Below are 13,698 nucleotides of genomic sequence, written 5' to 3' on the forward strand. Positions count from 1 at the left end.
ATCATTGCCGGCTAACATAAAGCAATGACATGCAATGTCAACTCGATGAAACCTGTCGTAAAATGCATGCCTTGGATCAACCGTATCTATCACGGATTGCACGAGTCTTTCACATGACAAAATGGACACTGGGATACCGTTATCCCATCGCCCTGACTATCAGCCTGGCACCGGCCCTGACATCCATGATGGTTCAGGCTGCCCCTTTTGAGACGCCGCCAGCCACAGGGATCCTCGACAGCCTCTGTTACGACTATGTCCCCAAGGTCGAAAAGCCAGCCTCTGCCGAGGAGGCCAATGCACTACCGGTCGAGGTGGATGCTGACCGCCTCGAAGCCAAGCAAGGCGGCACCGCCGTCTATGAAGGGGATGTCAAGGTTCGTCAGGGGGTTCGCAAGTTCGACTCCGACTATGCCCAGCTCGACCAGAAGAGCCGGGATGTCATCGCCATCGGCAACATCTATTACAACGACGGTCAGGTGACCGTCACCAGCGACAAGACCCTCAAATCCAACCTGGATACCAAGAACTCGGAGCTGGAAGAGGGCAAGTATCAGGTTCATGGTTCACCGGTGCGCGGCTTTGCCAAGCGGGTCACCATGACCAACAACAACCAGAACATCACCATGGAGGGGGCCCAGTACACCACCTGCCCCCCGGGTCAGGAGGTGTGGACCCTCAAAGCGGGCAGCATCGATATCGACCAGAAAGAGGTGTTCGGCGAGGCGTGGAACGCCAGCCTCTGGCTCTACGACTACCCGGTGTTCTACTTCCCCTATATCAACTTCCCCATCAAGGATGAGCGGAAGACGGGCTTGCTCTACCCCGGTTATACGCAAAGTTCCAGCAACGGCATGGATATTACCCAGCCCTTTTACTGGAACATTGCCCCCAACTACGATGCCACCATCACCTCCCGCTTTATGGACAAACGCGGCCTGATGGAACAGGTGGAGTTCCGCTATATGCCGGATCCCGCCCACGCAGGCATCCTCTACTTTGAAAACCTGGCTGACGACAAGCAATACGATGCAGGCAACCCCAGCTTCATCAACACGTCGACCGGCACACCTTACCTGTCCGATGGCCACCGCTATCTGATGAACGTGCGTCACGGCAGCAGCCTGATGGATGGCTCCCTGCGCTTTGGTGTCGATTACACCCAGGTGCGCGACAAGGATTACAACTACTTCAACGACTTCAGCCCGCCGGTGGGCACCCAGGTCGACAGCCAGTTGCAGCAATCCTTTACTGCCGGTTATTACCAGCAGAACTGGAACCTCACCTCAGAAGTGCGCCGCTATCAGATCCTGAGCCCCTACGCGCTGCTGCCCCACGAGATGCTGCCGCGTATCGACTACAACTACTACCAGCAGGGCAAGTGGTTCGATCTGGCCTGGAACAGCGAACTGACCAAATTTGGTTATGACAGCGGCAGCGCCAGTGCCCAGCAGGCCGGTGAGCGTTACACCACCACCCGTCTGCACCTGGCTCCGACCCTGACCGTGCCTCTCATCGATGCCCCTGGCTACTACCTCACCAGCCAGTACAAGCTGATGTTTACCTCCTACAACCAGGAGGTACCCAAGGATCTGGTCTACACGGATCGCTCGCGTTTTACCGACTCCAGCACTGGCCAGCTCACCCTTAAGGATGGCACTGTCAACCGTACCCTCCCCTCCTTCCGCCTCAAGGGTGGGCTCAACTTCGATCGCCCGGTTGACTGGTATGATGGCAAGGGTACCCAGACGCTGGAGCCGGAGTTCCAGTATCTCTATGTCCCCTATCGGGATCAGGACGATATCGGGATCTACGACTCCACCACCACCCGTCAGGATTACTACAGCCTGTTCAGCGATCGTCGTTATGCCGGTCTCGACCGCATCAGCGACGCCAACCGCGTCACTGCCGGTCTCACCAGCCGGATCTATGACAACGTAGGTGACGAGCGGCTGCGTTTGGCTGTAGCCCAGGCGTTCGAGATGACGCCACCCAAGGTTCGCCTCTATCCTTCGGATCCCGAGAGTACCAACTCTCGCTCCCTGCTCTCTTTTGAGGGGGATGCCCGGGTCACGGAGCAGTGGTTTGCTCACGCAGGCACTCAATACGACACAGAAAAAAGTCAGTTCAGTGCGGCAAACGGAGCTGTTGAGTATCGTAACGAGAAGTTCATCAGCCAGGTCAACTACCGCTTTATCAAGGATGGCAATAAAAGTTACTACAACAGTGCTGTGGCAGAAGACTTGAGCCAGGCAGGTTTGGTGATGATGGCGCCGATCGCCGATCAGTGGCAGATGTATGGTGGCTACTACCGTGACATCCGGCAAAACGTCAATATTGATCGCAAAATAGGAGTCAAATATGACTCCTGCTGCTGGAGCATCAACTTGAGTCTGGAGTGGCACAACCAGCCAGACAACATCACTCTGAAGCCCATTTCCGAGAAATCGATCGGTCTTCAATTCGAGATGAAGGGACTTGGCAGTGTGGGTACCGGTGGCCGCAGCGTCACACTGGATACCGAGCTGTTGCCCTATGTTCGCCCGTTTAATCTGAAAGACCAGCAATGATGCTGGTCCAGCCTTGAGAGATGGATATGAAAAAGACCCTGATTGCCCTGCTGACCGCGGGTATGTTTGGCGCCATGAGCCAGGCCGCACTGGCGGCCCCCGAGCTGATGGACAAGGTGCTGGCCGTGGTCAACAAGGACGTGGTACTTGCCAGTCAACAGGACGCACTGGTCAACAAGGTAAAACTCTCCGCCCAGGAGAGCGGTCAGTCCCTGCCGGACGATGCCACCCTGCGCAAACAGGCACTGGATCGCCTGATCCAGGAGAGCTTGCAGCTGCAACTGGCCGATCGCCAGGGCCTCAAGATCAGCGATACCCAGCTGGAGCAAGCTATCCAGGGGATCGCCGCCGACAACAAGATGACCCTGGATCAGCTGCGTGCCCAGCTGGCCCGTGAAGGGATGAGCTATTCCCAGTATCGGGAAGAGGTGCGCCGCGAGATCCTGATGAACGAGGTGCGTCGCAACCAGGTACGCCGTCGCATCAACATCTCCGATCAGGAGGTGAAGCAGGTGGTCGAGATCCTGAAAAAGCAGGGTCAGCAGCAGAACGAATACCACGTCGGCCATATCCAGATCTCTCTGCCGGATAACCCCACCGCGGCCCAGCTGGATGCCGCAAAGAGCAAGATCGAGCGTATCCTGACTGCCCTCAAGCAGGGTGCCGACTTCCGCAAACTGGCCATTGCCGAAAGTAACGGCCCCAAGGCGCTGGAAGGTGGTGACTGGGGCTGGATGAGCCCGCAAGAGATGCCGACCCTGATGGCGGAAGCGGTACAGGGTGCCAAGAAAGGCGACATCGTCGGCCCGCTGCGCTCCGGCGCCGGTCTGCACATCATCAAGGTGTTCGATACCAAGGGCCAGCAGCAGGTGATGCTGACCGAGGTGAAGGCTCGCCATATCCTGATCAAGCCCTCCATCATCCTGAGTGAAGAGAAGGCCAAGGGGATGCTGGACGGCATCCTGCACGACATCAAGAGCGGCAAGGCCAGCTTCGCCAGCATGGCAGAGAAGTACTCCGAAGATCCGGGCTCTGCAGTACAGGGCGGCGAACTGGGCTGGTCTGATCCCAACGTCTATGTGCCCGAGTTCCGCGACATGGTCAACCGCCTGCAGCCGGGCCAAATCAGTGCCCCGTTCCGTACCAGCCATGGCTGGCACATCGTGCAGGTGGAAGATCGCCGTAGCCAGGACGCCACAGACAAGGCGCAGGAGCAGCGTGCCTACCAGCTCATTTACAACCGTCGCTTCGTGGAAGAGTCCCAGGCGTGGCTGGACGAGCTGCGTGACGAGGCCTACATCCGTATCGAAGGCGCCGGTAGCTGATGAACTGCCGTCGTCTTGCCGTCACCCCGGGCGAACCGGCCGGGATTGGGCCTGATCTAGTGCTGCAGATTGCCCAGCAGGATTGGCCGCACCAGTTGGTGGTGATCGCCGATCCGGTGCTGCTGCGCGAGCGGGCGGCCCTGTTGGGGCTGCCCATCAAGCTTGAGCCCTATGATGCCAGTCAACCTGCTCAACCGCAGCGAGCCGGCACCCTGACGGTATGCCCTGTCTCTCTCGGTACCTCTGTGGTACCGGGCGAGCTGAACGAAGGCAACGGCGCCTATGTGCTGGCGACCCTGCAGCGCGCCTGCGATGGCAACATGAGCGGCGAATTTGCCGCCGTGGTGACCGGGCCGGTACACAAGGGGATCATCAATCAGGCCGGTGTCTCGTTTAGCGGTCATACCGAGTTCTTCGCCCAGCAGTCGGGCACCGCCGATGTGGTGATGATGCTGGCAACCGAGGGACTGCGGGTTGCGCTGGCGACCACCCATATCCCCCTTGCCTATGTGGCGATGGCTATCACGGAAGATCGCCTCGGCAAGGTGATCCGGATCCTTAACGAGGATCTCGCCACCAAGTTTGGCATCGCCAAACCCCGCATTTACGTCTGCGGCCTCAATCCCCATGCCGGGGAAGGCGGCCATCTGGGACGTGAAGAGATTGACGTGATCGAACCCGCTCTGGCCACGCTGCGCCAGGAGGGGATCGATCTGGTCGGCCCGTTGCCGGCCGACACCCTGTTCCAGGAGAAATACCTCAAGGATGCGGATGCGGTACTCGCCATGTACCACGACCAGGGACTGCCCGTGCTCAAATACAAGGGCTTTGGCAGTTCGGTCAATATCACTCTGGGGCTTCCCTTCATCCGCACTTCGGTGGATCACGGCACCGCTCTGGATCTGGCAGGCAAGGGCCTGGCCGATTCGGGCAGCCTTGTCACCGCGATTAACCACGCCATCAAGATGGTAGAGAAAAAAAGATATGAGCAGTAAGGTGCACATGGGCCACACGGCCCGTAAGCGTTTCGGTCAGAACTTCTTGCACGATCGCTACGTGATCGACCAGATCGTGGCCGCCATCAATCCGCAACCGGGCCAAAACCTGGTGGAGATCGGCCCGGGCCTGGCCGCGCTGACCGAGCCGGTTGCCGCCCAGATGGACAAGATGACCGTGGTCGAGCTGGACCGGGATCTGGCGGCTCGCCTGCGCGAGCACCCGACCCTGAAGGACAAGCTCACCGTCATCGAAGCCGATGCCATGCGCTTCGACTTCAGCACCCTGATGGGTGAAGGCAAGGGGCCGCTGCGCATCTTCGGCAACCTGCCCTACAACATCTCCACCCCGCTCATCTTCCACCTGTGCGAGTTCGCCGATCGGGTCGAAGACATGCACTTCATGTTGCAAAAGGAAGTGGTTCTGCGTCTGGCCGCAGGCCCCGGCAGCAAAGCTTATGGCCGTCTGAGCGTGATGACCCAGTACTACTGCCAGGTGATCCCGGTACTGGAAGTGGGCCCGGGCGCCTTCAAGCCGGCGCCGAAGGTGGACTCTGCCGTAGTTCGTCTGGTTCCGCACAAGAACCCGACCATAGTCGCCAAGGATATCCGTTGCCTGAATCGCGTCTGCACCGAGGGCTTCGGCCAGCGTCGCAAGACCATTCGCAACAGCTTCTCCAACTTCATCACCGACGCCCAGCTGACCGAGCTTGGTATCGATGGCAATCTGCGCCCGGAGAACCTATCCCTCGAGCAGTTTGTCATGATCGCCAACTGGCTGGCGGATCAGCCAAAGGCCTGATCCGGTGGCACTCCCGCACATCGTTGTCCGCCCATACCCCTCGTATGTGGCGGATAGCAAAGACCCCTACCAGTTTCACTATCTGATCGAGATTGAGAATCTGGGGCCCGGCCCTGCGCAACTGTTGCACCGGCGCTGGCTCATCACCGATGCCAATGGCAAGATGCAGGAAGTCTCGGGCCCCGGCGTAGTCGGGGAGCAACCCCTTATTGCCGAGGGGGAGACCTACCGCTACCAGAGCGGCGTGCCGCTGGCGACACCGCTCGGAGTGATGGAGGGGAGTTACACCCTGCAAGATGGCTCTGGCCAGCAGTTTGAGGCGCCCATCGCCCCCTTCACGCTGGCCATCCCCAACATTATCAACTGAGGTTTCATGGCGAACTGTTTTGTCGGTGACATCCAGGGCTGTTACGACGACTTGCGCCGTCTGCTGGATCTTGCCAAGTTCGATCCCGAAAATGACGTGCTCTGGCTCTGCGGCGATCTGGTCGCCCGCGGCCCGGACTCGCTCAACACATTGCGCTTCGTCAAGGATCTGGGCAACCGAGCCGTCGCCGTGCTCGGCAACCACGACCTGCACCTGCTGGCGGTGGCCAATGGCGTCGCACCGCTCAAGAAGAAAGACAAGCTGCAGAGCCTGATGGATGCGCCGGATCGGGACGAACTGCTGGAGTGGCTGCGCCACCGCCCGCTGCTGGCCGAACACCCCGACCTGCCCATCATGATGGTGCATGCCGGTATCTCCCCGGCGTGGGATGCCCGCACCGCCCGCAACTGCGCCCGCGAGGTGGAGAGCCTGCTGCGCGGCGATCAGTACCTGTGGCTGCTGCACAACATGTATGGCGATCAGCCGGATGGCTGGAAAGATGATCTGGTCGGGATCGACCGCTACCGCTATATCATCAACACCTTCACCCGCATGCGCTTCTGCTACTTCGATGGCCGGCTCGACTTCAAATGCAAGAAGGGCCCCAAGGAGTCGACCCCTGGGCTGCGCCCCTGGTTCGAGCAGCGCGAGCATCACGTGGATGACCCCATTCTGGTGTTCGGCCACTGGGCGGCCCTGATGGGCAACACCGGCAAGAGCGACATCAAGGCGCTCGATACCGGCTGTGTCTGGGGCAACAGCCTCACCCTGTGGCGCTATGAGGATGATGCCCTCTTTGCAACCCCCTGCCCCACTCACGCCAGCTAGGACAGTGCTTGCGAAGACCCGTACCAATAAGAGAGCCCGGCAACTTGCCGGGCTCTCTTTTTTCAAAACAGCTCTGGTTACAACTTGCGCCCCAACCGTTTCTCGATCTGGCGTCGCTCCCACTCCGGGCCAAACAGTTTGAAAGGCTCGAATATCCGAATGGCATGGGACGCCAACCCCAATCCCCACCCCAGAGCCGGCCACCAGGCCCAGATATAACCCGGGTTGCTCAGGTAGTTGATGACAAACAACCCGCCGATCACCAGCAAATAGCTGGCGACATGGTGATAGAAGCCCTTGAGCCCCTCCACATACTTCATGGCGGCCCGCTCTTCGGCCGATACCTGCAATGCATCCTGTTCCATCGTGTCACTCCCTCTCATCTCATGCTCCTGTTGCCTTGTGCCGTCCAGTTGCGCCACATCGAGCTCAAAGACGGCGGCCAGGGCCTTGAGGGATTCCAGTCCGGGTTGCTGACCCTGCTCGATCCGCTGGATGGTGCGAACGCTCAGGCCGGTAAAGGCGGCCAACTGCTCCTGTGACCAGCCCCGCTGCAATCTCAACTTCCTGACGATCATCTCGAACTCCTTGTGGTTGCTTGACGGAGCCAGCATAGGGGCCGGAGGGTGGCAAGCGACACGACAGCAGCCTGACACCAACCTGACTTTCCTTTTAATTCAGTTCATTAGATAAAGGATCGGTATCTGAGAGCCAGTTCCCCGACAGCCCCTTTGCGAGAACCTGACTGCAGGGCGACACCAGACTCTCTCTGCAAGATAGCGCCTTTGTATATGGAGAGGCGAGCTTATAGATCCCGCATCAACCCGGCTGCGATCTCGAAAGAGCGCAAGCGAGCCTGATGATCGACGATGGGGCCGTTGAACATCAGCTCATCAGCCCGGGTTTCCGCCAGCAACGCCTTGAGACCATGACGGATCTGCTCCGGATCGCCAACCAGAGAGCGGGCAAGGGTCTGCTCCATCGCCATCAGCTCGCGTGGCGACCATTGCTCGCCCAACTCAGCAACCGGTGCTGGCAGCTTGCCCGCATCACCACGATGGAGACGCAGGAACTGCTGCTGCAATGTAGTGAACTGGAAGCGCGCCTCCCGCTCGCTGTCGGCGGCGATCATGTTGATGCAGACCACCGCATGGGGCTTGGGCCAGCGAGCAGAAGGGCGATACTGGCTGCGATAGATCTCAAGCGCTTGCAGCAACATGGCTGGCGCAAAATGGGAAGCAAAGCCAAACGGCAAGCCCATCGCCGCAGCCAGTTGGGCACTGTAGAGGCTGGAGCCCAGCAGCCAGACTGGCAGATGCAGTCCCTGCCCGGGTAATGCCTGCACCGCGCCAATCTCGTCGCCAAAATAGCTCATCAGCTCGCGGACATCGGCCGGGAAGTCATCCACCTCACCGCTGCGTTGGCGTCTGAGTGCCCGCATGGTGCGCTGATCGGTACCGGGGGCGCGACCAAGGCCTAGATCTATGCGGTCGGGATAGAGAGAAGCCAGGGTGCCAAACTGTTCGGCAATGACCAGTGGCGAGTGGTTCGGCAGCATGATGCCACCCGCCCCGATCCGCAGGGTGCTGGTTGCCCCGGCAAGATGGCCGATCAGCACCGATGTCGCTGCACTGGCAATACCCGGCATGTTGTGGTGTTCAGCCAGCCAGTAGCGGTGGTAACCCCAACGCTCGGCATGTTGCGCCAGATCGCGAGACTGACGGAACGATTCGGCAGGATGAGAACCCTCGGCAACCGGCACCAGATCGAGAAGGGAATAGGGGATGGCAGACATAAATACACTCCGTTGCATCACAATTTGCTAACAGAGGGGCACTCTACCATGAGATGTTCGAACGGAACACTTTCTGCCGTGGCAAACGTCAGATAGCAAAAGGCCACCCCATAGGGAGTGGCCTTAAGGCTATGGCGGTCTCTATCAGAACAGCAGATGGGCCATACCGGCAATCACCGGCAGCGTCACCAGGGTGCGCATCAGGAAGATAATAAAGAGCTCCCACAACTTGACCGGGATCTTGCTGCCCAGCAGCAGCGCGCCCACTTCAGACATATAGATAAGCTGGGTCACCGACATGGCCGCGATGACGAAGCGGGTCATCTCGCTCTCGATGCTGGACGCCAGCACCGCCGGGATAAACATGTCGGCAAACCCGACCATGATGGTCTTGGCGGCCGCTTCGGCCTCCGGCAGTTGCAGCAGTTCCAGCAAGGGAACGAATGGTGCACCCAGCCAGTTGAAGACGGGGGTATGCTCGGCCAGCATCAGGGCACAAGTACCGATCGCCATCACCACTGGCAGCACACCAAACACCATGTCCAGCGCGTTCTTCACCCCTTCCCGCACCACAGCGCCGAGATCGGTCATCTTCTCCACCTTGGTCAACGCACGCTCGAGACCATAGCTCAGCACGCTGTGTTGATGCGGTACCGACTCCTGCTTGCGGCACAAGGGAGTGCCATCGATATAGAGATCCCTCTTCCAGCAGAGCGGTGGCAGGCGTGGCACCACGATGGCCGCAACCACACCGGCCAGGCAGACGGTCAGATAGAAAGGAACAAACATGTGCTCCAGCTTCACCTGCGAGATCACCACCAGACAGAAGGTGATGGAGACGGCGGAGAAGGTGGTGCCAATGACGGCTGCTTCCCGCTGGGTATAAAACTTCCCTTCGTACTGCTTGCTGGTGAGCAGAATGCCGACGCTGCCATCCCCCAGCCAGGAGGCAAAGCAGTCCACTGCGGAGCGACCCGGCAACCGGAAGACCGGACGCATAATGCGGGTCATCATGGTGCCGACGAACTCCAGCAGCCCGAAGTCGAGCAGCAGTGGCAACAGCAGGCCTGCGAAGATAAAGACCGAGAAGAGCACTGGTAGCAGATCGTTAAGCACCAGCCCGCCGGTTGCGCCGGAGTGCAACACTTCAGGCCCGGTCTGGAAGAAGGTCAGCAGTACGAAGATCCCGCCCAGTACCCGCACACAGGCCCAGAAGGGGGAGACGTTGAAGAGGCTGTTGAGGAAAGGACGACGCACCAGGATCGCCGGTTTGAACAACCAGGCGATGACGGTCATCAGCATGGTAGTGGTGATCACCGCGCTGACCATGGCAACCAGATAGTCGGCAAACACCCGCTGAACCAGCTTGGCCAGCACGGCTACCGGAATGGTGACATTCCCGTCATAGAGTACCGGAGTCATGAACAACAGGATCCCGATCAGCGAGGGGATCAAGAACATCAACAGATTGCGGCGGGTATTGACCGCAGGCGCTTCCAGACTCTTTTCCAACATAATCTACTGCCCTGACATAGCTAAAACTTATGCCGGATAATGCGCATATTCATGCACACCCAGCCAAACGGGGCGCAAGAATATCCCAATGGAATGGATTAAAAAAGCATTTTCAGATTAATTAACGAATAAATACCCAAATAAAACCGGCGCGAACGGGTAAACAGGCAGTTAGCGGAATATTAATTCACTAAACACGCTGTCCCCCCCAAGCTAATCAGATACAGAAACCAGACACCGTCAGCCATAAAAAAACCGGAGCCTCTACAGGCTCCGGTTTTTGGCAAAGAACAACGAAATCAATCACGGACGTAGATCACTTCCACGCCATCATCATCTTCGTCATCCCAGTCATCATCATCGAGACTCTCGTCGAAGGCCATGGAGGCGGCCAGCGCTTCCGCTTCAGCTTTGGCCAGCTGGTTCTTGTGGTAGTCATCCCACTTGAACTCCACTTTCTCGATCGCCTCTTTGGCATCCTGCTCCAGTTGACGGGGCATGGTATCCAGCAGATCCAGAATGTCGTAGCAGACCTTCTTGGTGCCTTCCTTGCTGATGGCAGTGATGGCGTAGACCGGACCTTCGTGGTTCAGGGCCGCCTTGACGCGATCCATCACCTCCTGGGCTTCTTCTTCCAGGATCAGGTCCATCTTGTTGAACACCAGCCAGCGCGGCTTGCCAGCCAGCTCGGGGCTGTACTTCTCCAGCTCACGCACGATGGTCACGGCATTTTCGGCCGGATCGGAACCATCAACCGGGCAGATATCCACCAGATGCATCAATACGCGGCAGCGCTCGAGGTGTTTCAGGAAGCGGATCCCGAGGCCGGCGCCTTCGGCTGCGCCTTCGATCAGACCTGGGATATCGGCGATCACGAAGGAGCGGGAGTTCTCGCCACGTACTACGCCCAGGTTCGGCACCAGGGTAGTAAAGGGATAGTCAGCCACTTTCGGACGAGCGGCAGAGACGGCGCGGATAAAGGTGGACTTGCCGGCGTTCGGCAGACCCAGCATACCGACGTCGGCCAGCAGCAGCAGCTCCAGCTTCAGGGTACGCACTTCACCCGGAGTACCGTTGCTCTTCTGGCGCGGCGCCCGGTTGACCGAGCTCTTGAAGCGGGTGTTGCCAAGACCGTGGAAGCCGCCTTTGGCGACCAGCAGCTTCTGCTCATGGTGAGTCAGGTCACCCAGCAGTTCGCCGGTATCTTCGTCGGTCGCACGGGTACCGACCGGCACACGCAGGATCTTGTCCTTGCCGCGACGACCGGTACAGTTGGCGCTCTGACCATTCTCGCCACGTTCGGCGGCATGGAAGCGCTCAAAACGGTAGTCGATCAGGGTGTTGAGGTTCTCGTCGGCAACCAGATACACGTCGCCACCGTCACCACCATCACCGCCATCCGGACCACCGTTGGGAATATATTTTTCACGGCGAAAGCTTACACAACCGTTACCACCGTCACCGGCATCGACTCGAATCTGGACTTCATCAACAAACTTCATAGGTAACCGTCACCTTAATTCGAAAAACCGATACGCAATTATAGTGGTACAGACCCCTGCGGGCGATACGCATCTTGCCTCACCGAGCCATCTCTGCGCCCGGGTCATCTGCGTTCCGTTTTTTCGTCATCATTTCGGAAAAACAAAAGCCCCGCCTGTTGGCGGGGCTTCGGATCCTTGCGGTCCGTAATTACTCAGCAACGATGCTAACGTACTTACGATTCAGCGGACCTTTAACTTCGAACTGCACCTTGCCGTTCGCGGTAGCGAACAGGGTGTGGTCCTTGCCCAGACCAACGTTCTCACCAGCGTGGAACTTGGTGCCGCGCTGACGAACGATGATGCTGCCAGCCAGAACTGTTTCGCCGCCGAAGCGCTTCACGCCCAGGCGTTTGGCTTCAGAATCGCGACCGTTGCGGGATGAACCGCCAGCTTTTTTGTGTGCCATCTATCGGACTCCTCTAATTAAGCGCTGATGCCAGTGATTTTGACTTCAGTGAACCACTGACGGTGGCCCGCTTGCTTACGGTGGTGCTTACGACGACGGAACTTGACGATAGTCACTTTCTCGCCACGGCCGTGAGCCACAACTTCAGCTACAACCTTGCCACCTTCAACGAAAGGAGCACCTACTTTAAAAGTGTCGCCTGCAGCAACCATCAGAACTTCGTTGAAGTCGATGGTAGCGCCAGTCTCAACGTTCAGCTTTTCCAGACGAACGATTTGACCTTCGGCCACACGGTGTTGTTTTCCGCCGCTTTGGAATACCGCGTACATTTGATTAACTCCGTAAAGGCATGTCTTTTGCTCAAGGCAGACATGCACAAAAACCTATAACAATGGGCGGGCATTCTACGCAAATCGATCTGCTCAGGCAAGGCCATTTTCGCAAAAAGTTTATTTTGTGCGCATATCTGCCGCCGTGGATAAACGCTTAACTGTAACCCATTGTGAAATCGTGTAGAATCCCCAGCATTACTAAAAATCGCAGTTATTGCTGCTGTCACGTTACGAGACTTATGGACCAACAGACTATCCGTGCGCTCTGTGCCGCCGACATGACGGCGGTCAATGAACTGATCCTGGCCCGACTCCAGTCCGACGTTAGTCTGATCAATCAGCTGGGTTTCTATATTGTCAGTGCTGGCGGCAAGCGGATGCGCCCCATGCTGACTGTGATGGCCGCTCGCGCCTTGGGCTACGAAGGTGAGGATCACCTGAAACTGGCCGCCATTATCGAATTTATCCACACCTCCACCCTGCTGCATGATGACGTGGTCGATGAATCCGACCTGCGCCGCGGCCGCGAAACAGCCAACGCCCTGTTCGGCAATGCCGCAAGCGTTCTGGTGGGTGACTACCTTTACAGCCGCTCCTTCCAGATGATGGCCGAGCTCTCCAACCTGCGGGTGATGGAGATCCTCTCCGATGCCACCAACACCATAGCCGAAGGGGAAGTGCTGCAGTTGATGAACTGCAACGACCCGGATACCACCGAACAGAGCTACATGACGGTCATCTACTGCAAGACCGCCAAGCTGTTTGAAGCCGCAACCCGCCTCGCCGCCGTGCTGACCCATCAGCCCGAGCCCGTCGAGCAGGCGATGACCGACTACGGCAAGTATCTGGGGACCGCGTTCCAGATCATCGACGACGTGATGGACTACTGTTCCCAAAGCGAAGAGATGGGCAAGAACGTCGGCGACGATCTGGCCGAAGGCAAACCGACCCTGCCGCTGCTGCGTGCCATGGAAGTGGGCTCGCCCGAGGAACGTCAGCTGGTGCGCGATGCCATCGAGCACCGCAACGGCATGGAACACCTCGACCAGATCCTGGCCATTCTCGATCGTACCGGCGCGCTGGAGTACTCCCGCATGCGTGCTCGGGAAGAGGCTGACAAGGCGATTGCCGCCCTCGCCATTCTGCCGGACTCCCAGCACAAGCAGGCACTGGAAACACTGGCCCACATGGCCGTGCAGCGCAGCGCCTGATCCCGTCA

At 58.5% G+C, this 13,698-nt stretch carries 13 protein-coding genes; 7 read left to right on the forward strand and 6 right to left on the reverse strand.

Annotation, left to right across the window (positions count from 1 at the left end; all coding sequences use genetic code 11):
• Window positions 1-113: 113 nt before the first annotated feature.
• From lptD to LG31_RS0112945, 6 genes are read left to right on the forward strand one after another with little or no spacing between them, the layout of a single operon-like run.
• On the forward strand, window positions 114-2,570 hold the full coding sequence (lptD, locus tag LG31_RS0112920) for an LPS assembly protein LptD (RefSeq protein ID WP_033114880.1): 2,457 nt from the start codon (window positions 114-116) through the stop codon (window positions 2,568-2,570).
• 26 nt (window positions 2,571-2,596) lie between these two features.
• Window positions 2,597-3,895 carry a peptidylprolyl isomerase SurA gene (surA, locus tag LG31_RS0112925; RefSeq protein WP_033114956.1) on the forward strand — a complete coding sequence of 433 codons (1,299 nt, stop codon included), beginning with the start codon at window positions 2,597-2,599 and terminating at the stop codon, window positions 3,893-3,895.
• On the forward strand, window positions 3,895-4,890 hold the full coding sequence (pdxA, locus tag LG31_RS0112930; RefSeq protein WP_033114881.1) for a 4-hydroxythreonine-4-phosphate dehydrogenase PdxA: 996 nt from the start codon (window positions 3,895-3,897) through the stop codon (window positions 4,888-4,890). The genes surA and pdxA overlap by 1 nt, the downstream gene beginning before the upstream one ends.
• Window positions 4,880-5,692: a 16S rRNA (adenine(1518)-N(6)/adenine(1519)-N(6))-dimethyltransferase RsmA gene (gene rsmA / locus LG31_RS0112935; protein ID WP_033114882.1), complete on the forward strand. Its 813-nt coding sequence runs from the start codon at window positions 4,880-4,882 to the stop codon at window positions 5,690-5,692. Before pdxA ends, rsmA begins: the two co-directional genes overlap by 11 nt.
• 4 nt (window positions 5,693-5,696) lie before the next feature.
• Window positions 5,697-6,059 carry a Co2+/Mg2+ efflux protein ApaG gene (gene apaG, locus LG31_RS0112940; RefSeq protein WP_033114883.1) on the forward strand — a complete coding sequence of 121 codons (363 nt, stop codon included), beginning with the start codon at window positions 5,697-5,699 and terminating at the stop codon, window positions 6,057-6,059.
• A 6-nt stretch (window positions 6,060-6,065) separates the two neighbouring features.
• On the forward strand, window positions 6,066-6,887 hold the full coding sequence (locus LG31_RS0112945) for a symmetrical bis(5'-nucleosyl)-tetraphosphatase (protein ID WP_033114884.1): 822 nt from the start codon (window positions 6,066-6,068) through the stop codon (window positions 6,885-6,887).
• Between the two features lie 77 nt (window positions 6,888-6,964).
• Here the strand turns inward: LG31_RS0112945 and LG31_RS0112950 are convergent, their stop codons facing one another.
• The 6 genes from LG31_RS0112950 to rplU all read right to left on the reverse strand — a co-directional run bounded on the left by LG31_RS0112950 (window position 6,965) and on the right by rplU (window position 12,476).
• Window positions 6,965-7,465: a 2TM domain-containing protein gene (locus LG31_RS0112950; RefSeq protein WP_033114885.1), complete on the reverse strand. Its 501-nt coding sequence runs from the start codon at window positions 7,463-7,465 to the stop codon at window positions 6,965-6,967.
• A 227-nt stretch (window positions 7,466-7,692) separates the two neighbouring features.
• The gene (locus tag LG31_RS0112955) at window positions 7,693-8,682 is read right to left on the reverse strand and encodes a luciferase-like monooxygenase (protein WP_033114886.1); all 990 of its coding nucleotides are present in this window, start codon (window positions 8,680-8,682) and stop codon (window positions 7,693-7,695) included.
• Between the two features lie 144 nt (window positions 8,683-8,826).
• Window positions 8,827-10,197 carry a YjiH family protein gene (locus tag LG31_RS0112960; RefSeq protein WP_033114887.1) on the reverse strand — a complete coding sequence of 457 codons (1,371 nt, stop codon included), beginning with the start codon at window positions 10,195-10,197 and terminating at the stop codon, window positions 8,827-8,829.
• 299 nt (window positions 10,198-10,496) lie between these two features.
• The gene (gene cgtA / locus LG31_RS0112965) at window positions 10,497-11,699 is read right to left on the reverse strand and encodes an Obg family GTPase CgtA (RefSeq protein ID WP_033114888.1); all 1,203 of its coding nucleotides are present in this window, start codon (window positions 11,697-11,699) and stop codon (window positions 10,497-10,499) included.
• 190 nt (window positions 11,700-11,889) lie between these two features.
• Window positions 11,890-12,147, reverse strand: a complete 258-nt coding sequence (rpmA, locus tag LG31_RS0112970) for a 50S ribosomal protein L27 (RefSeq protein ID WP_005304202.1) — start codon at window positions 12,145-12,147, stop codon at window positions 11,890-11,892.
• 17 nt (window positions 12,148-12,164) lie between these two features.
• Window positions 12,165-12,476, reverse strand: a complete 312-nt coding sequence (rplU, locus tag LG31_RS0112975; protein WP_005304210.1) for a 50S ribosomal protein L21 — start codon at window positions 12,474-12,476, stop codon at window positions 12,165-12,167.
• A gap of 242 nt (window positions 12,477-12,718) precedes the next feature.
• Between rplU and ispB the strand changes: the two genes are divergently transcribed.
• Complete coding sequence (ispB, locus tag LG31_RS0112980; RefSeq protein WP_033114889.1) at window positions 12,719-13,690, forward strand: octaprenyl diphosphate synthase; 972 nt, start codon at window positions 12,719-12,721, stop codon at window positions 13,688-13,690.
• Window positions 13,691-13,698 lie beyond the last annotated feature (8 nt).

This window comes from Aeromonas lacus (assembly GCF_000764665.1).
Lineage (GTDB): Bacteria > Pseudomonadota > Gammaproteobacteria > Enterobacterales > Aeromonadaceae > Aeromonas > Aeromonas lacus.

Coding starts and splice junctions, on each gene's coding strand:
- lptD (WP_033114880.1), top strand. CDS start 114: ATGACAAAATGGACACTGGGATACCGTTATCCCATCGCCCTGACTATC.
- surA (WP_033114956.1), top strand. CDS start 2,597: ATGAAAAAGACCCTGATTGCCCTGCTGACCGCGGGTATGTTTGGCGCC.
- pdxA (WP_033114881.1), top strand. CDS start 3,895: ATGAACTGCCGTCGTCTTGCCGTCACCCCGGGCGAACCGGCCGGGATT.
- rsmA (WP_033114882.1), top strand. CDS start 4,880: ATGAGCAGTAAGGTGCACATGGGCCACACGGCCCGTAAGCGTTTCGGT.
- LG31_RS0112945 (WP_033114884.1), top strand. CDS start 6,066: ATGGCGAACTGTTTTGTCGGTGACATCCAGGGCTGTTACGACGACTTG.
- LG31_RS0112950 (WP_033114885.1), bottom strand. CDS start 7,465: ATGATCGTCAGGAAGTTGAGATTGCAGCGGGGCTGGTCACAGGAGCAG.
- LG31_RS0112955 (WP_033114886.1), bottom strand. CDS start 8,682: ATGTCTGCCATCCCCTATTCCCTTCTCGATCTGGTGCCGGTTGCCGAG.
- LG31_RS0112960 (WP_033114887.1), bottom strand. CDS start 10,197: ATGTTGGAAAAGAGTCTGGAAGCGCCTGCGGTCAATACCCGCCGCAAT.
- cgtA (WP_033114888.1), bottom strand. CDS start 11,699: ATGAAGTTTGTTGATGAAGTCCAGATTCGAGTCGATGCCGGTGACGGT.
- rpmA (WP_005304202.1), bottom strand. CDS start 12,147: ATGGCACACAAAAAAGCTGGCGGTTCATCCCGCAACGGTCGCGATTCT.
- rplU (WP_005304210.1), bottom strand. CDS start 12,476: ATGTACGCGGTATTCCAAAGCGGCGGAAAACAACACCGTGTGGCCGAA.
- ispB (WP_033114889.1), top strand. CDS start 12,719: ATGGACCAACAGACTATCCGTGCGCTCTGTGCCGCCGACATGACGGCG.